Here is a 24,490-nt window from a genome sequence, read left to right on the forward strand (position 1 = left end):
AATGGCCAGCGTGATCAATAACGGACGTGAGGAGATGCGAAGGGAGAATCGGGACATGGTTGCAAACGCTCTCTGGTTGTTATTGATGAGCTGTGTTTGCGATTTTTTAACACCGGGGATCGGGCCGGCCGTAACCATTAAAAATCATGGGGCAATGACTTTTAGTCATAGCCTTTTGTGATGGCGAAAAAATCCCGCTCGCAAGCGGGATTTTTGAGACTGCGCGGTTTACGCGACGACAGGGATCATCGGATCCGCAGCTGCCAGCGCAATGGCACGGTCAGCCGCCGGTGGGTAGATCCACTGGGTGTTGATCTGGGTCTTGAGCGACTTGCCCTCCTCCTTGACCAGCTTCACCTGACGATCCCAGCCTTCGGTGTACACCGCGCCCCAGGCGCCGAGGTCCAGGCAGGTCACGTATTTCGGCTGGCTGTACGGCGTCGGATCAACGCCGAGGATCTGCGCCGCGACATTGTTGCCGGCGTGACGACCGAGGGAAATCGCGTGCTGGCAGGTCATCAGCGCGAAGTTGCCGATATCGTCAGTGGCTGCGTAAGCCACGTCGCCGGTGGCGAAGATGTCGTCCTGGCCAATGACTTTCAGGTTGGCATCAACGTGCAGACGGCCCTGACGATCGCGCTCGGCAGGAATCTGCTCGGTCAGGGAGCTGGCACGTACACCGGTGGTCCAGACCACGGTTTTTGCCTCGATGCGCTGGCCGTCCGACAGGGTCACGCCGTTTTCATCGACCGACAGCACCGACACACCCAGTCGCCATTCCACGCCCAGTTCTTCGCTCGCTTCGGCAATCGACACGCTGATGGCTTCGCCCATGGAAGCGCCGACTTTCTGTGCACGGTCAACGATGATCACTTGAACGTTGGCATCGTCGCCCAGCACGGCCCGCAGGCGCGCCGGCATTTCAGTGGCGGTTTCGATACCGGTGAAACCGCCGCCGGCGACGACCACGGTGTTGCGCGCCAGGCTTTCAGGCTGACCAATCAGCGAATCGAGGTGGTTTTCCAGGCGGATGGCGGCTTCGATCTGATCGACGTCAAACGCGTATTGGGCCACGCCCGGGGTGTCCGGCAGGGCCAGGCCGCTGCCGGAAGCCAGCACCAGTTTGTCGTAGTTGAACACCTGCTGCGCACCGGCTGCGTCGGTGTAGCCCACGGTTTTTGCCTGTACGTCGATGGTGTTCGCCGCGCCTTTGATGAAGTTGACGCCAACCACATCGAACAGATCGCCCAGCGGCGCTGCCAGCGTGTGGGCATTCGGCTCATAGAAACGCGGACGCACGCGCAACTCGGCCTGCGGCGCCAGCACGGTAACGTCAATGTTGTCCCGATTGTGAATGTCGACCAGACGCGTGGCGCTCAACGCGGTCCACATGCCACCGAAACCTGCGCCGATTACCAGAATGTGCTGTTTCATTGTTCTCTCCAGGCACGAAGCCAAGTCACTGAATGAGGTTGAAGGATTCACATCATCGGGAGCGGACACGTTTGTAATTTTCAAGAACGCGGAAGGCTGCTCACCGGATAACGGCGACTGTATTGGTCGCCTTTCAATCCGACAAGTCAGATTTTGTGATGATTAGCATCGAAAACTTCGATAGCTCAAACCGCTGACTAAAGAACTACATAACTCATTGAATTAGCTTGAGGCCTAGAAAAACCGCGCCCTACCGGCAAAACAACAAAGGCGTTCCCGATTTGTTTGCCACGAACAACCCTGCTAACATCGGCGACAAATACAGTCGGAGATAGTTATGTCGCTTTACAGTGCGGGGGTCGAGTACGGCATTCATTGCCTGGCCTTTCTGGTGGGTAGCGGCGGTGACAGTCGTGAAGCCAGCGTGCGTGACCTGGCAGAGCTGCAAGGGGTGCCGCTGGATTACCTGGCGAAGATCTTCACCAAACTGGCCAAGGGCAAACTGGTGGAGTCCACTGGCGGTGTGCGCGGCGGCTTCACCCTGGCGCGTCCGGCGGATGAAATCACCCTGCTCGACATCGTCAATGCCATCGACGGTCGCAAGAACATTTTTGAATGCCGGGACATTCGCGGACGCTGCGCGCTGTTCGACGGCTCCCCGCCCGACTGGGCGTTGGAGGGCACCTGCTCGATTCACGCCGCGATGATGACTGCGCAAAAACGCATGGAAGAAGCCCTCGCTCAACAGACGATTCTCGACATCGCCAGAAAGGTCGGGCGCAAGGCGCCGACAGGGTTCAACAGCCAGGTGGAAGACTGGATGCAGGATCGCCGGGAAAAGAAGACCGGTGGCGCCGGCATTCCACTCACCGACATCTCGGACTGAGCTCGATCAGCAGGCAAAAAAAAGCAGAAACCGATCACCGGTTTCTGCTTTTTTTATTTGTCCATTACAGGCAATCACGTACCGATTTGCGCAACGATCCAGACTTCGCCCACGGTGGCCCCTGATACAGGGAAACGCGGCTACCGTCCTTGTACTTGACCACATCGAGAATCTCGTCGGCGGTGACGATGCTCGGCGCAGTGATCCGGTAGCCGTTGGAAATCGACGTCTGGGACGTCTTGGCAACGTCCTGCTGCCACAGCGGCAATACACACGCGGCGTAGTCCTTGGGAGTCTTGCCGCTGATCTTGCTGACATTCGGCTCGCCCGGCACCAATGACGCAGGCAACGAGCAACCGGCCAATGCCGCCAACAGCATGCCCCCGATCAACATCCGCATGGTGATTCCTTCATCTGAAAAAACGCGAATGTACCCTGTAACTGTTCGGACATCCATCGTAGCGCTCTGCCTGCATGTCCCGAAAACCGGGCCATTCCGCCCACTGACAGGCAACCCTTGACCCGCTCCGGAAAAATGCAGCTACTCTGTTTTACCGAGAATGTTCCGGAGGTGATCATGCGGCTCAATGAATACGAACACGAACTTCAGCGTGACCTGCAAAGCGTGGCATCGGACCTGAGATGGTCGGCGGTGGACCTCAAGCGCATCGCCGAGCAACTGCGCCAGTCGGGCAACGAGGCAGACGCCCAGGCGGTGCTGCGATCCTGCGAGGTGCTGCAAAGCGATGAAGAACGCCTGCAGTTGTATGCCCGGGAAGTGAAAGCCCGTGCCATCAGCCGGACCAAAGTCCACTGAACCTCACCCGGCCCACAGCAAAAAGCCCCGGACAACCGGGGCTTTTTCTTCACAGGCCTTCAGCCTGACTTGCGACCGCGTGCGCGGCTTTTGTACCCCGGCAGCGCGGCGGCGTACGCCAGCGCTTCCTCGCGACTGGCAAACGATGCGAGCCGGTCGCCCTGCGTGCAGACCCGCCACGGGCCGTTGTTCACGCTGAGTACGTCGTAGCCATTCATGTGCATTTTGTTCAGCATCGCCATGCTCATAGGCACCTCCTGTCTGGTAACGAACTTTTTCACCTTACACCCGCAACGCGCTGCCGTGCCGACCGGACGTCGCACCGTGGCCGCGTCAAGTCTCCGGCACTTTTGCCACGGCCATGCACTCAGAAGCTCTAAACCGGCAGCGGCCCGGATATTGCTAATTCATGACAGATTTATGACAACCGGCAATCGGGTAACACATGAAAGTACGAGCAACCGTCATCTGCGAGCAGGATCGACATATTCTCCTGGTGCGCAAACCCAGGTGCCGCTGGACACTTCCGGGGGGCACCGTCGAACCGGGAGAAACTCGCGCGCAAGCCGCCGCCCGCGAGCTTCGGGAAGAAACCGGGCTGGAAAGCGATGACATGCTCTACCTGATGGAATTGCTGGCCGGCAGCACCCGCCACCACGTCTACGAGGCGTCAGTGCTGAACATTGATCAGGTTCGGCCGCTGAATGAAATCGTCGACTGTCTCTGGCACCCGCTCGATACGGTGCAGAATCTGAACGTCAGTGACGCCACGCTGAGCATCGTCCGCGCCTTTCAGCGACGTCTTTGACCCTCAGCCGGCGAACGCCCGGCGTCCGGCACTCATCTCAGTGCGCAATTCACCGATGAAATTGGAGATGTCACGAATGGTGACCAGATGCTCCGGGGAAACCCCGTTGAGCAACAGGTTGACACGCCCGCTGTCGGGTTCGTAAACCTTGATCTGCAAGAGTCCCTGCGCCGTTTCGATGCAATCGCAATACAGCGGCGAAAAGCCGGATTCGACGATGCGGCAAATGTCGGTTATGGCAATCATGGGGGCACGCCTCACAGGCGCAGGCTCGGGCGACCCGATCAGCATAGATGAGCTTTAACCGCCCCGCTCCCGCCGACACCCGCAAAATTTGCCAACCGCTTCACATCTTCCAGTCGCCGCACTCAGTGGGCGTCGTGATCCCAGATCCAGTTCCAGATCCCCGGCAGGTTCACCGGTTTCGACGACTCGCCCACCGTGCGTGCCAGCGCGGCTTTTTCCAGCGCTGCGCGATCGTCATAGAACGGTTTGTCCGCCAGTTGAACGCCGGTGGCGGCGGCGCTGTCGAGCAGAATCTGCAAGTACTCGCGGGTGTGGCGGGCGGTGTAGCGGTTGAGGTCATGGAAGGTCACCACCACCGGAATTACCCCGTCCACCGTTGGCAACTCGCCAAGGGCAATCCGTTCGCGGACTTCCGACAATTGACGCAGCATGTTCGCCCGCCGCCGGGGGCTGGCGTTGAAGCCCCAGATCTTGCCGTCGTTGGCGCTCAAGTCGGTCAGTAATACCTGCATATGGTGCTGCTGATAGGCAGCAAAGGTGCGTTTGTCGTAGTTCCAGAAGGGTGGGCGCAATAACGTCGGCGGCGCGCCGGTGATTGTCGCGATGTCCGCCGAGCCGTTGGTCAACGTGGTTTCGAGCTCATCCGGGTCGAGCAATCGATGATTGGTGTGCCAATGGGTGGCGGTGTGAAAGCCCAGAATATGCCCTTCAGCGTACTCGCGGCGCATGACCCGACGGCCGATCTCGCTGTTGCCCGCCCGAGGCGCGCGGGTCTGGACGAAGAACACCGCTTTAATCCCCGGCTGCAGCGGGTTGTCCTTGAGGCTGTCGAGCACGGTGTCGGTGGGATTGAAAAAACTGGAAGCGCTGGGGCCGTCATCGAAGGTCAACAGAAACCGCACGGGTGCCTGGGCCTTGAGCCGGGCTTCGGTCTTCGCGGTCATTTCGATGGGAGCGGCGATGCACCCGGCCAACCCGACGGCCACCGCCATCGCGCAGAAAAGCTTGAACCACTGTGTCATGTTTTGCCTTGAGCCCGACCGTTGCGGTCATGTTGTCGATTGGCAAAACTCCTTCGCCGCTGCTGCCTCCCTGCGACCCATTGAGATGGGCCGAGGTTGGATAAAGATACACAGGGTTTGGTTCCGGCGCTCGCTCAGCGTGCCAGCGCCTGTTGAAACGAGCTGTCGATGATCCCCGCCGTGGCCAGCGGAGCCGGCAGCGCCTTGACCTTGAACAGAAAGTCGGCGGTGCTTTGCAGGTCAGCGGCGGCCTGCTGATCCACCGGGCCGACCGTCATGTGCGCCTGGCGCAACCAGTGCCGCGAAACCTGCTGATCGAGATTGGCTTTCTTTGCCCACAGGTCGGCGTATTCGTCGGTGTGGCTATCGACCCAGGCCCGGGCCTGCTTCAGGCGCCCGAGGAAATCGGCGATCGCTTCACGCTTGCTGTCGATGGACGGCGCGGACGCGGCGATGGCGCTCAGGCCCGGCATCAGGTTTTTCGCCGTGAGAATCGGTCGCGCGCCGGAGAACACGATCTGCTGGGAAATGTAGGGTTCCCAGACCGGGAACGCATCGATGCTGCCTTGCGGTAGCGCCGCCGCGGCATCAATCGGCATCAGTTTGACGAAGTCGACGTAATTCTCCGGCAAACCGCCCTGCTCCAGCGCGCGCAAGGTCAACTGCTGACTCCAGGCGCCCGGCCAGTAGGCGACTTTCTTGCCTTTAAGGTCCTCGATGGTTTTCACCGGAGAATCCTTGGGCACCAACAGGGCGATGGTGTCCGGGTTCTGTCGCGAGACACCGATCAGCTTCACCGGCGCCTGCTTGGCCGCCAGAAACAGAAATCCCGAATCCCCAAGGAAACCCAGATCCAGCGACCCGGTCTGCAACGCCTCGGCCAATGGTGCAGCGGCCTGGAAATGTTTCCAGTCAACCGTGTAAGGCGCGTCCTTTAGCACGCCGGACGCTTCTATGGACGCGCGGATGTTGTAGTAATTCTGGTCGCCGACATGCAGGACCAAGGGTTCGGCAGCGTAGGTCAATGGCGTGGAAAACAGTGCGCCGGTCAACGCGGCGCGTAGGAAACGGGAGAGCTTCATGGCAAGTCCTGCAGAAGGGATTTTATAGACCATAACGCTCTTACAAATCAGATTTAAAATTCGATTAACGCATAAGCTCAGCACGGTCCGGCCGTACTGTTGGCCGAGCAACAGTGGCTCGGCACAGTGTTTTCCCTGCAACACTTCAAACCTGCAATACCGGCTTAAAGTCCCGTAAACACGGGACAAGGCGCACATGGCACAGAGCCTGCAATATTCCACTCATGCAGGAAGCATTCGATAAAAACATCTTTTTGGACATAAGAATCTGTTGCCTTGCCGGAGCGTGCCCATGAAATCCCTCTTACCGTTTTCCCGCGTCAAAACGCTGCTCGCGGCCTGTGCAGTGGCCCTGAGCCTGCAACCGCTCGCCCACGCCGCCGAAGCGCCGCCCGCCGAAGTGCACCTGGATTACGCCTATTACTCGCCGGTCAGCCTGGCGCTGAAACATCTGGGCTATCTGGAAAAAGCCCTGCCCCAGAGCAAAGTCAGCTGGGTGCTGAGCCAGGGCAGCAACCGCTCGCTGGAATACCTCAACAGCGGCGGCGTGGATTTCGCCTCGTCGGCCAGCCTCGCTGCCGTGCTCAGCCGGGCCAATGGCAGCCCGATCAAATCGGTCTACGTCTACAGCCGCGCCGAATGGACTGCGCTGGTGGTGCGCAAGGACTCGCCGATCCAGTCCGTCGCCGACCTCAAGGGCAAGAAAATCGCCGCCACCAAGGGCACCGATCCGTACCTGTTCACCCTGCGCACCCTGCAACAGGCCGGGCTGAAAAAGGACGACGTGGAACTGGTGCACCTGCAACACCCGGACGGCCGCACCGCACTGGAGAAAGGCGATGTCGACGCCTGGGCCGGCCTCGATCCGCACATGGCCGCCAGTCAGGTGCAGGCCGGTTCGCGCCTGCTGTACCGCAATCGCGACTTCAACAGCTATGGCGTGGTCAGCGTCACCGAGCAATACGCCAGGCAACACCCGCAAACCATCGACACCGTGATCAAGGCCTATGAACAGGCTCGCGAGTGGTCGGTGAAGAACCCCGACGAACTGGCCCAATTGCTCGCCAGTGAATCCGGCTTGCCGCTGGACGTGGCCAAACTGCAACTGTCGCGCACTGACCTGAGCAGCCCGCAACTGACGGCCAAGGACGTACTGGCTTCGAAAGCGGCCGCGCCGATTCTGGTCTCCGAAGAACTGGTGCGCCGTGGGGTGAATGTCGATCAGGTCATCGATCAGTTGATCGACACCGGTTTCCAGCAAGCCGCCGCCGCCCAGTAACCCATCAGGCTCACAACAGATCCGCGCCCGTCGCGGATTTGTCGTGAGCGGAGAACCGTCCATGAGCAACGACTTGCCCGCCCGCCTCGCCGCGCCGGCATCACACCGACAAGCCTTGCGGTTGAATCCGCTCTGGCGCCGGCGTCTCAAGGGCCTGGCCCTGCCGCTGCTGATCGTGATTGCCCTGGAATTCATCGTACGCATCGGCTGGCTGCCGTCCTACCAGATGCCCGCGCCGAGCGAGATCGCCCTGACCCTCACCGACCTGGCCGAAGGCGCCTTGTGGAAACACATCGGCGCCAGCCTGATTCGCGTACTGCTGGGGTTTGCCATCGGCGCGAGTCTGGCGCTGGTGTTCGCCGCATGGGTCGGCCTTAGCCGCGAAGCCGAGGCCTATCTGGAACCGACTTTCGCCGCGCTGCGCTCGATTCCCAGCCTGGCCTGGGTACCGCTGTTGCTGCTGTGGCTGGGGATCGACGAGACCTCGAAAATCGTCCTGATCGCCATCGGCGCTTTCTTTCCGGTGTACGTCAACGTGGTCGCGGCGATCCGCAACATCGACCGCAAACTGGTGGAAGTCGGGCACATCTACGGTTTCAGCCCGCTGCAACTGGTGCGACGGATTCTGCTGCCCGCCGCCCTGCCCGGCCTGTTCACCGGATTACGCAGCGGCATGAGCCTGTCGTGGATGTTTCTGGTGGCGGCCGAACTGATCGCCGCGACCAAGGGGCTGGGTTACCTGCTCAGTGACGGTCGCGAAACGTCGCGGCCGGACATCGTGCTGGCCGCGATCATCGTCCTCGCGCTGCTGGGCAAACTCAGCGACGGCCTGTTGGCCGTGCTGGAACGCCGCTGGCTGATCTGGCGCGACGCCTTCACCGGCCAGGGCAGCAAGGATTGAACCGTGCAACTAAGCTGAAACCTTCAGGCAGGTGTTCGCCGGAGGGTCGGCCGATGTGCGGAAGACTGTCGCAATACCGCGGCATCCACGATTTCGTCGCGGTGCTGAGCATTCCCGATGCGCTGATCAATCACGTCGGCGACGCGCCGCTGGCGCATTACAACGCTGCGCCCACGACGTCACTGGCGATCCTTCATCAGCACCAACAACGTTTGTACGCCGAGAATCTGCGCTGGGGCTGGCGCCCGCACTGGGCCAAGGATCGCGCCGCGCCAATCAACGCGCGGGTGGAAAAAGTCGCCCACGGGCCGTTCTTTCGAGCGATCTGGCGTCATCGGCTGATCGTGCCGGTCGACAACTGGTTCGAGTGGGTCGACGGGCCCGACAAGAGCCGACAACCGTGGCTGATTCGTCGCGCCGATCATCAACCGGTTTTCTGCGCCGCCATCGGCCAGTTTCCGACACCCGGTGAACCTCCACGGGAAGACGACGGCTTCGTCATCATCACCGCCAACAGCGAAGGGGGCTTGCTCGATGTCCATGACCGACGCCCCATCGTGCTCCGCACTGATTGCGTGCACGAGTGGCTCGATCCCGCCACGCCCCCGGAGCGTGCCGAGCAGATGCTGCTGTTCGAGGCCCAAGCCAGCGAAGCATTCCAGTGGCACAAAGTCGGCAAAGCGGTGGGCAACTCCCGCAATCAGGGCGAAGAACTGATTGTGCCGGTAGCGTAAATAAATGCCGGTGCGGTGCGTTATCAAGAACAGGAATCCACGAATTGAATCCTGCGCGTTACACGCGGTGTTTCATTCGCGAAACAGGGAGCTGAAACAGTCGTTTGAGTGAACTAACCGCCTGTCTGACATTTCAATCGTCATACATACTTTTAGAAACACTACGGATAGCATGCGCGCCGCATTTCCTATTGGCATACCAGTTGACCAAAGAGTCAGCAAAACCAGGAATACCCCACAAACTAACAAGCCTTGCAGAGAACTAAGTTGCGCGACGATTTTGCAATCAAACAGGTCACAGGCCTGGAGTGTATTCATCTGTCCACGACAGAACGCTTTCAACTCGACTGTTTTATCGGCCACTACATAAAGACTCGAAACCTGCGTGACGTACCCGATATCGACCGCATCCTGCGCGCCACCCTCGAAAGCTATCCCTGCCACCCGCCGGTGATGGTCAACGAGTTGAATGCCTGGATCGACAAGACCTTGGGTTATCGGGCCTCCCACCCCGATTTCACGCAGCTGGACGATCTTTGATGAAACGAAAAAGCCCCGCAATCGCGGGGCTTTTTCGTTGTGGCGTTCAGGGTCTCAGGGGGCGTTCCTGATCACGGTCGGACAACTCGCGGCTGTCGTCATGCTTCCAGGTCTGCTCCTTGTGTTTCTCCCGCTCGATTTCTTCTTCACTCGGTTCGTCATCTTCTTCGGGACGTTTCTGCTCGGTTGCCATGTTCACCTCGCTAATGGAATTCATCCATTAAGCGTAGAACTTAAAGCCACCAGCGCAATAGAAAGAAGAACGCCATGCTCAATAGCATGCTGAGCAACGTATTGCGTGTGTAAATCACCAGCCCGATTGCCACTAACGAACTCAGCAGATAAGGGTTATCCCATTGCAGATTCAGCTGTTTGTCCGGCATGAACACAATCGGCCCGCAAATCGCGGTCAACATGCCCGGCACGGCAAAACCGAGAAACTGCCGCGCGTTGCTGCTCAGGCGCACCGGCAAACGTGGTTCGAGGAACACGTAACGGTTGAGGAACACCAGAATTCCCATGCCGATAATCACTGCCCAGACCATCATGTGCGCTCCCGATACAGCTTGTTGCAGATAAACCCGGCGGTCATGCCGGCAAGACCCGACAGCACCAGCGCCGAACCCCATTGCCAGTAACTGAACAACACCGAGCAGAACAGCGACACCGCCACGCAGACCACCGTCGGCACATTGCGCACCACCGGGGTGATCAGGGCGATGAAAGTGGCGGCAATCGAGAAGTCCAGCCCCAGGTGTTCAAGCCCCGGGATGCTGCTGCCGAGCACAATGCCGGCCAGGGTGAAGAGGTTCCAGGCGATGTAGAACGTCAGGCCGACGCCCAGGGCGTACCAGCGGTTGAACTGCTGCCGATCATGCTGACTGGTCAGGGCAAACAGCTCATCGGTGAGCAAAAAGCCCAGGCCAATACGCCAGCGACCCGGCAACGGCGAAATCACGTGGCGCATGCTCATGCCGTAAAGCAAATGCTGCGAAGTCAGCAGCAGCGTGGTCAGCAGAATCGAGAAAATCCCTGCGCCGCCCTTGAGCATGCCGATTGCCACCAATTGCGCAGCGCCGGCGAACACGATGCTCGACAGGCCCTGCCCTTGCAGCGGTGTGAGGTTGGCTTCGATCGCCATGGAGCCGGCCAGCAGCCCCCAAGGCGCGGTTGCCAGGGATAACGGCATGATCGCCGCGGCTCCGCGAAGAAAGGCACTGCGCGGCATTAATGAGTCAGACATAACACGCTTCAACCGTGGGACAAGGCACCGGACTCTGCCAGCAAACGCCAGTTCATGGCTTGAACAATCTTGCGCAGTTGGCGCAAATCCTTCCTTCCGTCAGTCGCTTACCGGCGTAACATGGCAAGCATTCACACACGCGTCAGGGAGACGACATGCTGTATCGAATAGCCGCCGACGGGCTGGTGCTGTTTCATTTGCTGTTCATTCTGTTCGTGTTGTTCGGCGGGCTGCTGGTGCTCAAGTGGCCGCGGCTGGTCTGGCTGCATTTGCCGGCGGCGGCCTGGGGTGTGGCGGTCGAGGTGTTGCACCTGACCTGTCCGCTGACCTATTGGGAAAACCTGATGCGCCACGCTGCCGGGCAGACCGAATACGCGGGTGGTTTCATCGAACATTACGTCTGGCCGATCATCTACCCGGCCGGGCTGACGCCGCAGATTCAGTTGCTGCTGGGCAGCGTAGTGCTGGTGGTCAACCTGCTGGTCTACGGGCGCCTGATTCGCCGCTGGAAACTGCGTCGCGCCGCGCGCATTCCGTTCTAGCGCGCTTTCAAGGTTTCCAGCCAGGCCGGATCGAGGCGCGTCTGATCGGTGTCCAGACCGAGCGCCTCCATCCGCGCCTTGTGCGCTTCGACTTCCCGGTGCAATTGCGCGTGATCGCTGGAGTTGCCGTCCAGTTCATGCATCTGGGTCAGCCCCAGGTGATAGAAGCGCAATACCTTCATCGCCACCGGATCACCCTTCTCCACCGCCGCCGTCACCTGATGCATCACGTTGGTGACGCTCATCAGGCTGCGCTTGAGCCGCCAGCCGTACACCGCCGGAGCCATCCAGGTCTGATTCCAGAAACGCCCGCGCAGCAACGCCGCCGTCAGCAGAAATGCGCCAAACACCCCGCCGACATTGAACCGCAGATTATCCCCGCCCGGCTCGCCGAACAGCGCCACCGCCGCCGTCGAAAACGCCATCGCCAGCACCAGAAACAGCACCGCGATGATCAGCGTGCTGCGCCGGGTCTGCTGGCGATAAGTGATGGCATCGATCGGTTGAATCTCGAACATCGCGACAGGCTTCCATGGCTTGAGTTAAAAAGAGGCTGCGCATTATCGCCTCTGAGGCGGATTTAGCTATGCTGGAGCGCCTTTTCATCTTTTCAACGTCCAACGGGGACATGGCGATACCACGCAGATCGTGCCATCTTCATTCATGGATACACACTATTCGGATGCCATTGGCCATGCCGGCAATGACATCGTTTTAAGGATCACTGCATGACCCAACGACACGTAATCAATGCCTCGGTCAGCCCAAAAGGCAGCCTCGAAACCCTTTCCCAGCGTGAAGTTCAGCAACTGAGCCAGGCCGGAACCGGCAGCACCTACACCCTCTTTCGCCAGTGCGCCCTGGCAATCCTCAATACTGGCGCCCATGTCGACAACGCAAAAACCATTCTTGAAGCCTATAAAGACTTCGAGATCCGCATCCACCAGCAGGATCGCGGCGTGCGCCTGGAACTGCTGAACGCTCCGGCCGACGCCTTCGTCGACGGCGAAATGATCGCCAGCACCCGGGAAATGCTGTTCAGCGCCCTGCGCGACATCGTCTACACCGAGAACGAACTCGATGCCTTGAGCATCGACCTCAGCACCTCCCAGGGCATCAGCGACTACGTCTTCCACCTGCTGCGCAACGCGCGCACCCTGCGTCCGGGCGTCGAACCGAAAATCGTCGTGTGCTGGGGCGGCCACTCGATCAACACCGAAGAATACAAATACACCAAGAAAGTCGGCCACGAACTGGGCCTGCGCAGCCTCGACATCTGCACCGGCTGCGGTCCCGGCGTGATGAAAGGCCCGATGAAAGGCGCGACCATCGCCCACGCCAAGCAACGTATTCACGGTGGCCGTTACCTCGGTCTGACCGAGCCGGGCATCATCGCCGCCGAAGCGCCGAACCCGATCGTCAACGAGCTGGTGATCCTGCCGGACATCGAAAAACGCCTGGAAGCCTTCGTCCGCGTCGGCCACGGCATCATCATCTTCCCGGGCGGCGCCGGCACCGCCGAAGAGTTCCTGTACCTGCTGGGCATCCTGATGCACCCGGACAACGCCGGCCTGCCGTTCCCGGTGATCCTGACCGGGCCGAAACATGCCGCGCCGTACCTGGAACAACTGGACGCCTTCGTCACCGCCACCCTCGGCGAAGCGGCGAAAAAGCACTACGAAATCATCATCGACGATCCGGCCGAAGTGGCCCGGCAGATGACGGCGGGCCTCAAGGCTGTGAAGCAGTTCCGCCGCGAACGCGCCGACGCGTTCCACTTCAACTGGCTGCTGAAGATCGACGAAGGCTTCCAGCGCCCGTTCGACCCGACTCACGAAAACATGGCCAACCTCAAGCTGCACCGTGACCAGCCGCCCCATGAACTGGCGGCCAACCTGCGCCGCGCGTTCTCCGGGATCGTCGCCGGCAACGTCAAGGACAAGGGCATCCGCCTGATCGAAGAACACGGCCCGTATCAGATCCGTGGCGACGCCGCGATCATGCAGCCGCTGGATCTGCTGCTCAAAGCCTTCGTCGCCCAGCACCGGATGAAACTGCCGGGCGGCGCGGCGTATGTGCCGTGCTATCGCGTAGTGTCCTGACACCATCAATGCGTAAGCCTGGAGAGCCATTCTTCAGGCCATCCCCTAACACTGTGGGAGCGGGCTTGCCCGCGAAGGGGCCAGCGAATTCAGCATCTTTGTTGACTGACGAACCGCTTTCGCGAGCAAGCTCGCTCCCATAAAAAGAGTGTGAACCATGGATCACATCAACCACATCCTGATCGTCGACGATGACCGCGAGATCCGCGAGCTGGTCGGCAATTACCTGACCAAGAACGGCCTGCGCAGCACCGTGGTCGCCGACGGCCGGCAGATGCGCAGCTTTCTGGAAGCCAACACCGTCGACCTGATCGTGCTCGACATCATGCTCCCCGGCGATGACGGGCTGGTGCTGTGCCGCGAGTTGCGCGCCGGCAAGCACAAGGCGATCCCGATCCTGATGCTCACCGCCCGCGACGACCAGACCGACCGCATCCTCGGCCTGGAAATGGGCGCCGACGATTACCTGACCAAACCCTTCGCTGCCCGCGAACTGCTGGCGCGGATCAACGCCGTGCTGCGCCGCACGCGAATGCTGCCGCCCAATCTGCTGATCACCGAAACCGGGCGTCTGCTCGCGTTCGGCCGCTGGCGCCTGGACACCACCGCCCGCCACCTGCTCGATGAAGACAACACCATGGTTGCCCTCAGCGGCGCCGAGTATCGCTTGCTCCGGGTGTTTCTCGACCACCCACAACGGGTGCTCAGCCGCGACCAGTTGCTCAATCTGACTCAGGGTCGCGACGCCGACCTGTTCGACCGCTCCATCGATTTGCTGGTCAGCCGCCTGCGTCAGCGTCTGCTGGACGACTCCCGCGAGCCGACCTACATCAAGACCGTGCGCAACGAGGGGTATGTTTTCTCCTTCGCCGTGGAGATGCTCGCCGAATCCTGACGGATTTGTATCACTCTGTATAAATTCGCCGCGCAGATACGTAATCCGTGTTTTCGGGCCGCAACACCACATATCAGCGATACACCCTCGCGTTTGAATGAACCCACCAGAAAGCACTGGTTCACTCATCTCAAACGCAAGGAGAAGCACCATGTTCAAGTCCTCGAAATCCCTGGCACTCGCACTCAGCCTGCTCGGCGGCCTGGCCCTGGCCGACCTGGCATCCGCCAGCTCCCAGCCGCTGGTCGCTGAATACGGTTCGGAAAACCTGCAGAAGGATCGCGTTGCCGAGGGTGGTGCAGATCGCTTGCAGGCACTGCGTGAACGCGTGGCGGAAGGCGGCGCGGATCGCTTGCAGGAACTGCGTGAACGCGTGGCGGAAGGTGGCGCCGACCGTTTGCAAGAGTTGCGCGAACGCGTCGCCGAAGGGGGAGCAGATCGCCTTCAGGAACTGCGCGAGCGTTCGGCCCGCAGCGTACTCGTCGCCGAGAACCGTCCCGAGTTCGGTTCCAAGTACCAGCGCTACTGATCGTTCGTACCCGCTGCAGTCGATTCCTGCCGGGGGCACTCTGCCCCCGCAGCGATCACGACTTCCCGGTAACGGGGCACAGCGAGATGCCATGCAATATTGCCGAGCCATTGAACCTTGAGCGTCCGGGCGCTGCGCAAGACCTGGTCGCGTAAAACATCGTCGCATTCAAGCCGATCCAGCTCACGCGGCAAGCGCCGTTGCAGCTTGAAAAACTCTCCCGCCCAGACATCGATACGATGGCGAACCTCGCCGGCCGCTTCACGCGGGGAACATTGTCGATGATGGATGAGGTGAGTCAGCAGGTTGTACACATCCTCCATGGGATTCTCCATCCTGGAGAAGGACAGCAAGTCATTGACGGCCTTCATCAGATCCAGGCTCACCCTGCGTAGCGCCTGCCATATGTCGCTGTAGTAAACGCGGGACGGCAGGTGCACACGATCGGCGAAATAGTTGAACTCCACACACACCTGAAATCCGCCGGCATTGCGCCAGACACTTTCAAAATCCTGCTCGGCCGGCTGCGAACCTTCAAGACGATGCATCGCAGCACGCAAACAGGGATAGATATAACTTTCATACTGTTCAAGCACTCGTTGTCGCCACTGTGGCGGCATTTGCGCTGCAGCCTGTTGGATGAGGTCCGCCAGACCACCTGCCAGCCCATGGAAAAACGAGAGCCCACCAAGGCTTGCCATCTCATGCACCTCACGGATCGCCTGTTCCAGCAGCTCGGGATCCTGAGTCAAATCCTCATCGGCCAGATCATCCTGACAACTGAACCACCCGGTGAGGTGAGCAAGTACGAAAAGATCCTCACTATTTGCATTGGGCCACATATAACCGGCGTACAACCCTGGCTGGTATATATTGCGCTGGTGCTTCGCATGCGGCCCATCCTCCAGCCCAAGACGAATCAGCCATTGGCGAGTATGCACTTCCGCTTCCTGGGCATGGGGGCTGAGCGCAAATGACAGCCGTTGCAGCCGAGGCGGAAGCGAGAAGTCTTTTCGATGCTGTTTGATTAACGCGTCACGGTCGCGAAGCTGCTTGTACCAACCGCGCACAGTCGAGATCTCGTGCTGCCCGAGAATTAACTGCAACCAGACGGTGAACCCTGCTGGCTCGCGCCTGATTTCGCCAAAAAGTGCATACAGACTCGACCATCTCCAATCCATCGCTTCATCGGGATTCACCTCGGGATCCACTCGGCTGAGCCCGATATACACGTGGTCGTACTCGTTCTCGATCAAACCATTGGAAACCTGTGTCCGGTACACGAAGGCCTCGACCTCCATCAGCACAGGGCAATCAAGCCCCATCTCTTCGAACAATCGTCGTCTGGCTGCCGCAAGGGTCGGTTCGCCGGGTCGAGGATGGCCACAACATGTATTGGTCCATAAGCCTTGAGAGTGATATTTGCCCATCGCGCGTTTTTGCAGGAGCAGTCGTCCTTTCAAATCGAAAATGAAGACTGAAAAGGCGCGATGCAAAAGACCGTCGCGGTGCACCTGCATTTTTTCGGCGGTTCCGGTCACCCGATCATATTCATCTACAAGAATCAGCTCTTCCATCCTCGTCACCTTCGCCCCCTCAAGACTGGAAGATACGTCGGACCAGACTTCACTCTGCCTATCGGATTAAAACGTCACTTTAAAAACTAGACAAATCAGAACAAATCACAAGTCTGGCACTCAGCCTCTCGCCAGGACAATGCTGCGATATTTCTTAAAATTCTACAGTCGATTACCAATCGATTCTTACTCGAGCATGAGACGCCACACTAAATACGCTACGTTAAAAATATCAGTACCTAATGAACCGTCATTGCCAGAACCAGGTTGTTGGCATCTGCCCCAAGGCGCTTTTTGTATGTTGCAATCAACTTATTCAACCTACGCGCAAGCCAGAGAACTTTGGGCTTTGGCCTTTCGCTATCAGGAACAGCACACCGGAATGAAAGTCAGGACAGCACTGACGCTGGCGATTGCAGACATTTACCGGTTGCTGCCAGTGCATGCGCAAACGCTTTGTCAGATTGTCGAGCTCTTCAATACCGCGTCTCTGGTACACGACGACATCATTGACGAGGACACTACACGTCGCGGCGCCCCGTCCGTCTGGGTGAAGTTCGGTATCGCCAGCGCACTGGTATCCGGCATGTGTGGCTACATCGAAGGCTTGCAAAAGCTGAACGCCTTTGGTGATCCGAATCTCATTGACGCAGCCCTGAAAAGCCTCGAAGCGCTGCACATCGGCCAGCACCTCGACACGCAGCTGAGTGCAGGCAACAGTTTGCCGACACTGGATCAATATCGTTTTATTGCACAAGCCAATACCGGATGCTTTTTCATGTTCATCCTGGACTCATGCCAGATCCTCAATCCGATGCCGATAGCGGTTTATTCGGCATTGAAAGACCTGATGCTGGAACTGGCGGTCTATTACCGCTTCATCAATGACTACTGCGATATAAACCACACACCTCACTTCAAGAAAAAAGGCTTTGCACCTGATCTGGAAGGAGGTCCGAAAACGTTTCTCATGATCCTGGCCAACAGTCCATTAATCAAAAGCAAAAGAACGGAACTGCAGAAACGCCGAATCATTTCTGACTGGGGAGATGCCGGCGTTTTCACCCAAGCGATGAACATCATGGAAGACAGTTTCAATACCATCTTGCTTCATTTTGAAGAAGCCCGGCGCCACGCTCGGGAGCGAAACTTTGGTTCGCTGCATGCGTTCCTGCAGAACGTGCATTTTCAGCAACAACCACAGGATGACTACTACCTGTCATTAATCAGATAGCCTGGGTCCCTGTCGCTACTACCGATAAGCCTTGTTCTCTGACACAAAAGCCCCGCTGTTTTCCCACGACAGCCGTCATGGCTCGTACTAAGCTGCGCGATTGATTTGTTCAGGGACGATCCATGAAACGATTTGCCGCCTGTCTGCTGTCCATGCTGGCCCTGACGGCCACCGCGGCGGATCTGCAACTGCTCACCGACAACCATCCGCCCCTGCATTTCATGCAAGGCAATCAGCTCGCAGGGTTCGGTGTTGACGTGGTGCAGGCTCTGGCGACCCAGACCGGCGACCGCATCCATCTGCAACAAGTCCCGCTGCTGCGCGCCCTGCGCATGGCCAGCGACACGCCCGACACCGGCGTATTCACCGTGCTGCGTACCGACGAACGCGACGATCGCTATCAATGGGTCGGGCCGCTGATCGAAGTCGAAACCGCGCTGTACGCCCGCGACAATCTCCAGCCTCCCGTGCAAAGCCTGAGTGAAGCCGATCACCTGGGCCGAATCACCGTGCCACGTAAATGGTTGGTCTACAGCTATTTGCAGGGGCAAGACCTGAACAACCTCTACGGCGTGGAAACCCCGGAACAGATGATGCGACTGTTCAGCCTGGGGCGTACCGACTTCGTGGTCTCCGACACCTGGTCCAAGGCCGCCCTCGCCCGCGCACAAGGCATGGAGCCGGGACGCTTGCAGTATCAGATCCCGTTGATGAAACAGAACACCTACATTGCCTTTTCGCCGCAGACCGATCCGAAACAGGTCGCCCGCTGGCAGCAGGCGCTGGATACGTTGCGGGCCGACGGCCGTCTGGAGCAACTGCGCCAGCGCTGGCTGAGCAATACCCTACCGCGCTGATCGGGCATCAACGCCTTCGATAACAACTATGCGCAAGGGTGTTTTCACATCAAAACCCTCCAGCACTAGAGTGGGCTCCATCTTCTCCCCACTCTCTGGAGCAACATCATGAAAGACATCATCGCACTCGGCTTCATCGTTTCCCTGATCGGCGCCACCTCAGCCATCGCGGCACCACACGCCAGCACTCCGGTTGTCGCCGCTGCGACCGTTGGCCAGTCCGGCACCCTGAACGTCGATACTGTCAGCATCGACGCCGAACACAAAGGCAGCCTCAAGCTGCAACAAAATGCTGAACAGACCAAACTCTACGTCGCGGAAAACCGCCCGGAATTCGGCTCCAAATATCAGCGCTACTGAGTGATCGGTTTGAGCTGCCAGAAACAGGAAACCCCGCCGAAGCGGGGTTTCTTGCATTTGCGCGTCAGCGCACCAGTCGCGCGGCCAGTGCCTTGGCCTGCAACGCGACGTCGGTGACAGCGGTGCTTTCCCACCACATCCCACGCAACGGCGGGCCCATGGCGAACAGGCGGTTCGAGATCCGGCCCTCGACATCCAGCACAGCGCCGTCCACCGCCGCCTCGATCCCCAGCGCCAAAGGCCCCGGGCGAACCAGACCGCGCGCCAGCAACTGCTGCGGCAAAGGTCGCGCGACTCGGCGCCAGTCGTATTCGATGCCGCTGGAATTGATCAACGCCGCGCCCTGCACTACGCGGGTTTCCGCCTGACCTCGAGGGCGAATGCGGATACTCACGCCATCGCCCGACACCGGCTCAAGCCCCTTGTAAGACGCCGCATGAATGCGCAATCGCCCTTCCCGGTGCAGACGCTCGACCAATTCCGCACTCAATGGCGGTGAACGATGGTGATGACTTTCCCACCACGGCCGCACATGCCGCACGAACTGCCGGCGTTGCACATCGCTGGCCTGGCTCCACAACCGACCGATGTGCGCACGCACGGTGTCGAGCGGCGCCTGCCAGTCGATGCCCTTTGCGATGGCGTCGCGACAATGCCGGCGCAATTCGCGCAGTAACTGGCGCGGTGTGCGAATGCTGTGATCTTCGGCGAGGAAGTCCACCCACGCCGGCGGTTGTCGACGCACATGGGGCAACAGTCCGTGCCGGGAAAACACCTCGATCGGCCCGCGATGCCCGGCCTGCTCCAGCGACACCACGGCATCGACCATGGTCAGGCCGGAGCCGATGATCAGCACCGAGGATTGCGGATCGAGTTGACGCATGGCCGTGACATCCCACGGATCAAGCGACGCCGCGTTGAGGCCGCTGGACTCTTTTTGCGGGGTGCGGGCAGCCGGGAACATCCCTGTCGCCAGCACTGCATGAGCGCCCTGCAATTGCTGGCCGTCACTCAAAGTGAGCAGCACGCAATCGCTGGAGGCCTGAACGTCGACCACTTCGGCGCGCACATGCTCGACCGTCGACCCGAATTGCGCGCCCACCTGCTGCGCTTCGGCCAGACGCTGCTGCACGTATACGCCGAACAGCCCCCGAGGCGGAAACAGTTCGCTGACCGGCACGTGCTGCCGATCCGCCTCCGGCCAACCGCCACCGGCAATGTGCTCGGTCAGCCATTGGGTCAAGTCATCGGCATTGTCCGGATCAACGCTCATCCGCGCCGCGTTGCCGTTGAGCGTGTGGCCCAGTTCCACCGCGCTGTACGCTTCACCCCGACCCAGTTCAGCCCGGGGCTCGATCACCAGAATCTTTCTGCGCCCCGCCAAACGCAGCAATTGCACCGCCAGCATCGTGCCGCTGAGGCCGCCGCCGACAATCAGGATGTCGGCGTGACGCAGTGCGGTCGTATCGGTTTGAGTCATGCCGTTCTCGCAACTGAGGATATTCTCGGGCCAGTGTCATTCAGACGCCGCGAAGGCGTCTAGACGGACGCGGCTTTTTTCTCCTGCCGATGCAACTCACCCAGGTTTCGATAACCGCTGCCCGGATGAATCTCCGGCAGTCTCGGCCCTTCGCCAAACAGCTTCTCGCGCAAGGTCCCCGGCGCGTACGCGGTCTTGTAGACACCGCGCTTCTGCAACTCCGGCACCAGCAGTTCCACGGCATCGATGAAGGTTTCGTGGGTCAGCGCGTAAGCCAGGTTGAAGCCGTCGACGTCGGTTTCGTCGACCCACTCCTGCAACAGGTCCGCCACCGTTTCCGGGCTGCCGACAAACAACGGGCCGAAGCCGCCGATGCCGACCCAGTCGGCGAGTTCGTTGGGGGTCCAGACCTTGTTCGGATCCGCCGTGGAAAACGCTTCGACTGCTGATTGAATGGCGTTGGTGTGCACGTGTTTGAGCGGTTCGTCCGGTTTGAAACGGCTGAAGTCGATGCCGGTCCAGCCGGAAATCAGCGCCATCGCGCCTTCGTAGCTGACCCAGGATTTGTATTCTTCGAACTTGGCTTTGGCCTTGGCGTCGGTCTCGCCCAAAATCACCGTTTGCAAGTTAAAGATCAGGATCTTCGACGGATCGCGCCCGGCCTCGGCGGCGCGGCGGCGGATGTCGGCCACGGTTTTCTTCAGCAGCACTTTCGACGGGGCAGCGACAAAAACGCATTCGGCGTGCTCGGCGGCAAACTGCTTGCCCCGGCTGGAAGCGCCGGCCTGATAGAGAACCGGCGTGCGTTGCGGCGACGGCTCGCAAAGGTGAATGCCCGGCACCTGGAAGTGTATGCCGTGGTGACGAATCTCATGGATTTTGCTGGGGTCACTGAAGATCCGCCGCTTGCGATCCCGCAGAATCGCGCCCTCTTCCCAACTGCCCTCCCAGAGTTTGTAGCAGACCTCCAGGTATTCCTCGGCGAAGTCGTAGCGCGCGTCGTGTTCGGTCTGGGCTTGCTGGCCGATGTTCTTCGCGCCGCTCTCCAGATACGAAGTGACGATGTTCCAGCCGGCACGGCCCTTGGTCAGGTGATCGAGGGTCGACAGGCGTCGGGCGAACGGGTACGGATGCTCGAAGGACAATGAAGCGGTCAGGCCAAACCCCAGGTGCTCGGTGACCAGCGCCATCGGCGGGATCAGTTGCAACGGATCGTTGACCGGCACCTGCGCCGCCTGCCGGATGGCCGCTTCGCCATTGCCGTTGTATACGTCGTAGATGCCCAGCACGTCAGCGATGAACAAGCCGTCGAACTTGCCGCGCTCGAGGATTTTCGCCAGATCGGTCCAGTACTCCAGATCCTTGTATTGCCAGGAACGATCCCGAGGGTGAGCCCACAGGCCCGGCGACTGATGGCCGACGCAGTTCATGTCGAAGGCGTTGAGGCGGATTTCGCGGGGCATCAGATGGCACTCCGAAAAATTGGAGTAGCAATGCTGCTAATTCGAAAACTGCCACAAGAAACATCACTTCTGTGACGATTGAAATTGTACCTGCCCTGCACCCCATGAATAACAGGAGAGGAAGGTAAGCATTGGAAAAAGATGGGCATGAAGCGACTCCAGCGAAGAATGTTTTCACAGGCGTCAATACAGAAGTCGTGCCAGCTTTATTAGTTGTTTTAAATCAAACAGTTAAGATAAGAATCTAATCCCGTATCTCGAAACCACTCAACAGAATGTGGTTTTACTGTTGATCAGCAAACACATGAGAAAGCAGGCCACCAAAGATGCGGGACCTGCCATGGAGTTAACAATCAGTGGGTGATGTCGTATTGGACGGGTTTAGATTTTTGGTCGTTAGCCCCCCCCGCCCAGTGAATATAGTCGAACGTCCTTCCAGCACCAAGATTGTCAAGTAGCGCCGTTCGTGGAATCAGCAACTCATAATAACCACCAATATCAGGGCCCGGCGACTGAGCCGGGACTACCACCTTAGCGTTGATTCTCAATTCGACAAGATCGTCGGGATCGGTAAGAGGAGGAACTGGAATTAAGGCCGTCGCACCCTTTGCGGGCACGTTCTTCAGGCTGAGTTCCGTTCCAATTGCTTCTTTCATTTCGAGCGCTTCCGGTTCCATTTCTTTATTCCTTCTTAACGAGGGTGAACTCTGCCCAAAGAGGAGAGCTGAGCAACGACGTTGCCTGGAACCATTGAATGGCGACGAGATATGTACGTCTACTGTCAGAAATAACAGGTAAAAGGCTATATCCGACCGACGGTGACTGGCGTCAGATCACCACATTGCGCACGAAGCGCGCGGCCACTTCCCCGTCATTGCGATAGGTGTGCGGCTGGTTGCTGGCGAACATGAAAAACTCCCCGGCCGCGATGCGCTGGGGTTGGTCGCCGAGCATCAGCGTCAGGCAGCCCTCGAACACGAAAATCTGCTCGCTCCAGCCTTCGGCATCCGGTTGCGAGGGATAGACCTCGCCCGGTTGCAGGCACCATTCCCACTGTTCCACCGCACGGGTGGCGTTGGCCTTGGACAGTAAAACGGCTTTGCTGCCGGGGATGCTGCCGGCCCAGGCCAGCTCGTTGATACGGCCGGGATCGCGATTGTCCGGGGCCTGAATCAGGTCACTGAAGGCCACTTCGAGGGCTTCGGCGACGCGGTCGAGAGTGGTCAGGCTGACATTCTTTTCGCCGGCCTCGATGGCCACCAGCATCCGCCGGCTGACCCCGGACTTTTCCGCGAGGGCCGTCTGGCTCATGTCGGCGGCGTGACGCAGGCGCCGGACGTTCTGGCTGACGTGTTGCAGGACCGAAGCCCGCTGAACGGAATCTTTGTGCACTATATTGCTCACTGGCTGGGGTTGGGCAGTATACTGCGCAACATTTGGCGCATTGTGCGTCTCCTCCTTAAAAGTGCGCAAGGTCATGACGTCAGCCAATTCCTCCCAAACTCCCCTGCGGTTTTCCCGGTTCAGCAAAGCCGAGTGCGTGCTGGTGCTGATCACCATGCTTTGGGGCGGCACCTTCCTGCTGGTGCAGCACGCGATGGCCGTCAGCGGCCCGATGTTTTTCGTCGGCCTGCGCTTTGCCGCAGCGGCGAGCATCGTTGCGCTGTTCTCCTGGAAACACCTGCGTGAACTGACCCTGTTCGAACTCAAGGCCGGCGCTTTTATTGGCGTGGCGATCATGCTCGGCTATGGCTTGCAGACTGTCGGATTGCAAAGCATCCCGAGCAGTCAGTCGGCGTTCATCACCGCGCTGTACGTGCCGTTCGTGCCTCTGCTGCAATGGCTGGTCCTCGGTCGGCGCCCGGGTTTGATGCCGAGCATCGGCATCATGCTGGCATTTACCGGACTGATGCTGCTTTCCGGGCCGTCCGGCGCTTCGCTGAATTTCAGCCCCGGTGAAATCGCCACGTTGATCAGCGCCATCGCAATAGCGGCCGAAATCATCCTGATCAGTAACTATGCCGGGCAGGTCGATGTGCGCCGCGTAACCATCGTGCAGTTGGCGACGACTTCGGCGCTGTCGTTCTTGATGGTGGTGCCGACCGGCGAGGCGATTCCGGATTTCTCTTGGCTATTACTGAGCACCGCCCTGGGCCTCGGCGCGATGAGTGCGGCGATTCAAGTGGCGATGAACTGGGCGCAGAAAAGTGTTTCGCCGACCCGTGCGACCTTGATCTATGCAGGTGAGCCCGTGTGGGCGGGGATCGTCGGGCGCATTGCGGGTGAGCGTCTTCCGGCCATCGCATTGGTGGGTGCGGGGCTGATCGTGACGGCGGTGATCGTCAGTGAATTGAAGACCAAAGGCAAAGATACACAAACGATCACGGAAGAATTGAAGCACGAGACCGAAGGCTAAACGCGGGTTTTACGGCTACTTTGTAGGATTCAGAGACATCCTC

The 24,490-nt window shown here is 59.4% G+C and carries 30 protein-coding genes; 15 read left to right on the forward strand and 15 right to left on the reverse strand.

Annotated elements, in window-relative coordinates:
• Positions 1-228: 228 nt before the first annotated feature.
• Positions 229-1,434 (reverse strand): NAD(P)/FAD-dependent oxidoreductase, encoded by a 1,206-nt coding sequence (locus IHQ43_RS16945; RefSeq protein WP_192561389.1) that lies wholly within the window; start codon positions 1,432-1,434, stop codon positions 229-231.
• 337 nt (positions 1,435-1,771) lie between these two features.
• Between IHQ43_RS16945 and IHQ43_RS16950 the strand changes: the two genes are divergently transcribed.
• Complete coding sequence (locus IHQ43_RS16950) at positions 1,772-2,320, forward strand: RrF2 family transcriptional regulator (RefSeq protein ID WP_192561390.1); 549 nt, start codon at positions 1,772-1,774, stop codon at positions 2,318-2,320.
• A 64-nt stretch (positions 2,321-2,384) separates the two neighbouring features.
• On the opposite strand, the gene IHQ43_RS16955 is transcribed toward IHQ43_RS16950, so the two are convergent.
• Positions 2,385-2,720 (reverse strand): hypothetical protein, encoded by a 336-nt coding sequence (locus IHQ43_RS16955; protein ID WP_192561391.1) that lies wholly within the window; start codon positions 2,718-2,720, stop codon positions 2,385-2,387.
• Positions 2,721-2,897: 177 nt separating this feature from the next.
• Between IHQ43_RS16955 and IHQ43_RS16960 the strand changes: the two genes are divergently transcribed.
• Entirely contained in the window at positions 2,898-3,137 is a 240-nt protein-coding gene (locus IHQ43_RS16960) for a hypothetical protein (RefSeq protein WP_007950501.1), read from the forward strand.
• 59 nt (positions 3,138-3,196) lie between these two features.
• Here IHQ43_RS16960 and IHQ43_RS16965 read toward each other — a convergent pair whose 3' ends face one another.
• Positions 3,197-3,385: a DUF2188 domain-containing protein gene (locus IHQ43_RS16965; RefSeq protein WP_192561392.1), complete on the reverse strand. Its 189-nt coding sequence runs from the start codon at positions 3,383-3,385 to the stop codon at positions 3,197-3,199.
• A 197-nt stretch (positions 3,386-3,582) separates the two neighbouring features.
• Here IHQ43_RS16965 and IHQ43_RS16970 point away from each other — a divergent pair, with 197 nt between their 5' ends.
• On the forward strand, positions 3,583-3,945 hold the full coding sequence (locus tag IHQ43_RS16970; protein WP_192561393.1) for an NUDIX hydrolase: 363 nt from the start codon (positions 3,583-3,585) through the stop codon (positions 3,943-3,945).
• A gap of 3 nt (positions 3,946-3,948) precedes the next feature.
• Here the strand turns inward: IHQ43_RS16970 and IHQ43_RS16975 are convergent, their stop codons facing one another.
• The 3 genes from IHQ43_RS16975 to IHQ43_RS16985 all read right to left on the reverse strand — a co-directional run bounded on the left by IHQ43_RS16975 (position 3,949) and on the right by IHQ43_RS16985 (position 6,295).
• Positions 3,949-4,191 (reverse strand): DUF1652 domain-containing protein, encoded by a 243-nt coding sequence (locus IHQ43_RS16975; protein ID WP_192561394.1) that lies wholly within the window; start codon positions 4,189-4,191, stop codon positions 3,949-3,951.
• Positions 4,192-4,313: 122 nt separating this feature from the next.
• Positions 4,314-5,213: a polysaccharide deacetylase family protein gene (locus IHQ43_RS16980; RefSeq protein ID WP_192561395.1), complete on the reverse strand. Its 900-nt coding sequence runs from the start codon at positions 5,211-5,213 to the stop codon at positions 4,314-4,316.
• A gap of 134 nt (positions 5,214-5,347) precedes the next feature.
• On the reverse strand, positions 5,348-6,295 hold the full coding sequence (locus tag IHQ43_RS16985) for an ABC transporter substrate-binding protein (RefSeq protein ID WP_192561396.1): 948 nt from the start codon (positions 6,293-6,295) through the stop codon (positions 5,348-5,350).
• 292 nt (positions 6,296-6,587) lie between these two features.
• Between IHQ43_RS16985 and IHQ43_RS16990 the strand changes: the two genes are divergently transcribed.
• The 4 genes from IHQ43_RS16990 (at position 6,588) to IHQ43_RS17005 (ending at position 9,749) form a co-directional block, all read left to right on the forward strand.
• The gene (locus IHQ43_RS16990; RefSeq protein ID WP_192561397.1) at positions 6,588-7,574 is read left to right on the forward strand and encodes an aliphatic sulfonate ABC transporter substrate-binding protein; all 987 of its coding nucleotides are present in this window, start codon (positions 6,588-6,590) and stop codon (positions 7,572-7,574) included.
• Positions 7,575-7,635: 61 nt separating this feature from the next.
• The gene (locus IHQ43_RS16995; protein ID WP_192561398.1) at positions 7,636-8,475 is read left to right on the forward strand and encodes an ABC transporter permease; all 840 of its coding nucleotides are present in this window, start codon (positions 7,636-7,638) and stop codon (positions 8,473-8,475) included.
• Between the two features lie 53 nt (positions 8,476-8,528).
• A complete protein-coding gene (locus tag IHQ43_RS17000) occupies positions 8,529-9,209 on the forward strand; it encodes an SOS response-associated peptidase (RefSeq protein WP_192561399.1) in 681 nt (226 codons plus the stop codon).
• Positions 9,210-9,476: 267 nt separating this feature from the next.
• Positions 9,477-9,749 (forward strand): hypothetical protein, encoded by a 273-nt coding sequence (locus IHQ43_RS17005; protein ID WP_192561400.1) that lies wholly within the window; start codon positions 9,477-9,479, stop codon positions 9,747-9,749.
• A gap of 46 nt (positions 9,750-9,795) precedes the next feature.
• Here IHQ43_RS17005 and IHQ43_RS17010 read toward each other — a convergent pair whose 3' ends face one another.
• From IHQ43_RS17010 to IHQ43_RS17020, 3 genes are read right to left on the reverse strand one after another with little or no spacing between them, the layout of a single operon-like run.
• Positions 9,796-9,942, reverse strand: coding sequence for a hypothetical protein (locus IHQ43_RS17010; RefSeq protein WP_192561401.1), 147 nt, complete (start codon positions 9,940-9,942; stop codon positions 9,796-9,798).
• A 40-nt stretch (positions 9,943-9,982) separates the two neighbouring features.
• Complete coding sequence (locus tag IHQ43_RS17015) at positions 9,983-10,294, reverse strand: AzlD domain-containing protein (RefSeq protein ID WP_166742327.1); 312 nt, start codon at positions 10,292-10,294, stop codon at positions 9,983-9,985.
• Entirely contained in the window at positions 10,294-10,992 is a 699-nt protein-coding gene (locus IHQ43_RS17020) for an AzlC family ABC transporter permease (protein ID WP_045121617.1), read from the reverse strand. Before IHQ43_RS17020 ends, IHQ43_RS17015 begins: the two co-directional genes overlap by 1 nt.
• A gap of 155 nt (positions 10,993-11,147) precedes the next feature.
• On the opposite strand from IHQ43_RS17020, the gene IHQ43_RS17025 reads away from it, so the two are divergent.
• Positions 11,148-11,534: a DUF2784 domain-containing protein gene (locus IHQ43_RS17025; RefSeq protein ID WP_192561402.1), complete on the forward strand. Its 387-nt coding sequence runs from the start codon at positions 11,148-11,150 to the stop codon at positions 11,532-11,534.
• Here IHQ43_RS17025 and IHQ43_RS17030 read toward each other — a convergent pair.
• On the reverse strand, positions 11,531-12,052 hold the full coding sequence (locus IHQ43_RS17030; protein ID WP_007950518.1) for a DUF3087 domain-containing protein: 522 nt from the start codon (positions 12,050-12,052) through the stop codon (positions 11,531-11,533). The two genes, IHQ43_RS17025 and IHQ43_RS17030, sit on opposite strands and share 4 nt — an antisense overlap.
• Positions 12,053-12,262: 210 nt before the next feature.
• Between IHQ43_RS17030 and ppnN the strand changes: the two genes are divergently transcribed.
• The 3 genes from ppnN (at position 12,263) to IHQ43_RS17045 (ending at position 15,060) form a co-directional block, all read left to right on the forward strand.
• Complete coding sequence (gene ppnN / locus IHQ43_RS17035) at positions 12,263-13,636, forward strand: nucleotide 5'-monophosphate nucleosidase PpnN (protein WP_007950520.1); 1,374 nt, start codon at positions 12,263-12,265, stop codon at positions 13,634-13,636.
• Between the two features lie 157 nt (positions 13,637-13,793).
• Positions 13,794-14,531, forward strand: a complete 738-nt coding sequence (locus tag IHQ43_RS17040) for a response regulator (protein ID WP_192561403.1) — start codon at positions 13,794-13,796, stop codon at positions 14,529-14,531.
• Between the two features lie 151 nt (positions 14,532-14,682).
• Positions 14,683-15,060, forward strand: coding sequence for a hypothetical protein (locus IHQ43_RS17045; protein ID WP_192561404.1), 378 nt, complete (start codon positions 14,683-14,685; stop codon positions 15,058-15,060).
• On the opposite strand, the gene idi is transcribed toward IHQ43_RS17045, so the two are convergent.
• Positions 15,054-16,637: an isopentenyl-diphosphate Delta-isomerase gene (gene idi, locus IHQ43_RS29600; RefSeq protein WP_244142215.1), complete on the reverse strand. Its 1,584-nt coding sequence runs from the start codon at positions 16,635-16,637 to the stop codon at positions 15,054-15,056. The genes IHQ43_RS17045 and idi overlap by 7 nt on opposite strands.
• Before the next feature lie 298 nt (positions 16,638-16,935).
• Here idi and IHQ43_RS17055 point away from each other — a divergent pair, with 298 nt between their 5' ends.
• The 3 genes from IHQ43_RS17055 to IHQ43_RS17065 all read left to right on the forward strand — a co-directional run bounded on the left by IHQ43_RS17055 (position 16,936) and on the right by IHQ43_RS17065 (position 19,088).
• The gene (locus tag IHQ43_RS17055; protein ID WP_192561405.1) at positions 16,936-17,871 is read left to right on the forward strand and encodes a polyprenyl synthetase family protein; all 936 of its coding nucleotides are present in this window, start codon (positions 16,936-16,938) and stop codon (positions 17,869-17,871) included.
• 122 nt (positions 17,872-17,993) lie between these two features.
• A complete protein-coding gene (locus IHQ43_RS17060; RefSeq protein ID WP_192561406.1) occupies positions 17,994-18,728 on the forward strand; it encodes a substrate-binding periplasmic protein in 735 nt (244 codons plus the stop codon).
• Between the two features lie 108 nt (positions 18,729-18,836).
• Positions 18,837-19,088: a hypothetical protein gene (locus tag IHQ43_RS17065; protein WP_179694589.1), complete on the forward strand. Its 252-nt coding sequence runs from the start codon at positions 18,837-18,839 to the stop codon at positions 19,086-19,088.
• Positions 19,089-19,152: 64 nt separating this feature from the next.
• Here IHQ43_RS17065 and IHQ43_RS17070 read toward each other — a convergent pair whose 3' ends face one another.
• The 4 genes from IHQ43_RS17070 to IHQ43_RS17085 all read right to left on the reverse strand — a co-directional run bounded on the left by IHQ43_RS17070 (position 19,153) and on the right by IHQ43_RS17085 (position 23,423).
• Positions 19,153-20,568, reverse strand: coding sequence for an FAD/NAD(P)-binding protein (locus tag IHQ43_RS17070; protein WP_192561407.1), 1,416 nt, complete (start codon positions 20,566-20,568; stop codon positions 19,153-19,155).
• A 59-nt stretch (positions 20,569-20,627) separates the two neighbouring features.
• The gene (locus IHQ43_RS17075; RefSeq protein WP_192561408.1) at positions 20,628-22,031 is read right to left on the reverse strand and encodes an LLM class flavin-dependent oxidoreductase; all 1,404 of its coding nucleotides are present in this window, start codon (positions 22,029-22,031) and stop codon (positions 20,628-20,630) included.
• 353 nt (positions 22,032-22,384) lie between these two features.
• Entirely contained in the window at positions 22,385-22,708 is a 324-nt protein-coding gene (locus IHQ43_RS17080; RefSeq protein WP_192561409.1) for a hypothetical protein, read from the reverse strand.
• Positions 22,709-22,859: 151 nt separating this feature from the next.
• Positions 22,860-23,423: a helix-turn-helix domain-containing protein gene (locus tag IHQ43_RS17085; protein ID WP_007950529.1), complete on the reverse strand. Its 564-nt coding sequence runs from the start codon at positions 23,421-23,423 to the stop codon at positions 22,860-22,862.
• A gap of 85 nt (positions 23,424-23,508) precedes the next feature.
• On the opposite strand from IHQ43_RS17085, the gene IHQ43_RS17090 reads away from it, so the two are divergent.
• The gene (locus tag IHQ43_RS17090; protein WP_192561410.1) at positions 23,509-24,447 is read left to right on the forward strand and encodes a DMT family transporter; all 939 of its coding nucleotides are present in this window, start codon (positions 23,509-23,511) and stop codon (positions 24,445-24,447) included.
• Positions 24,448-24,490 lie beyond the last annotated feature (43 nt).

Origin of the sequence: Pseudomonas gozinkensis, assembly GCF_014863585.1 — a bacterium.
Taxonomy (GTDB): domain Bacteria; phylum Pseudomonadota; class Gammaproteobacteria; order Pseudomonadales; family Pseudomonadaceae; genus Aquipseudomonas; species Aquipseudomonas gozinkensis.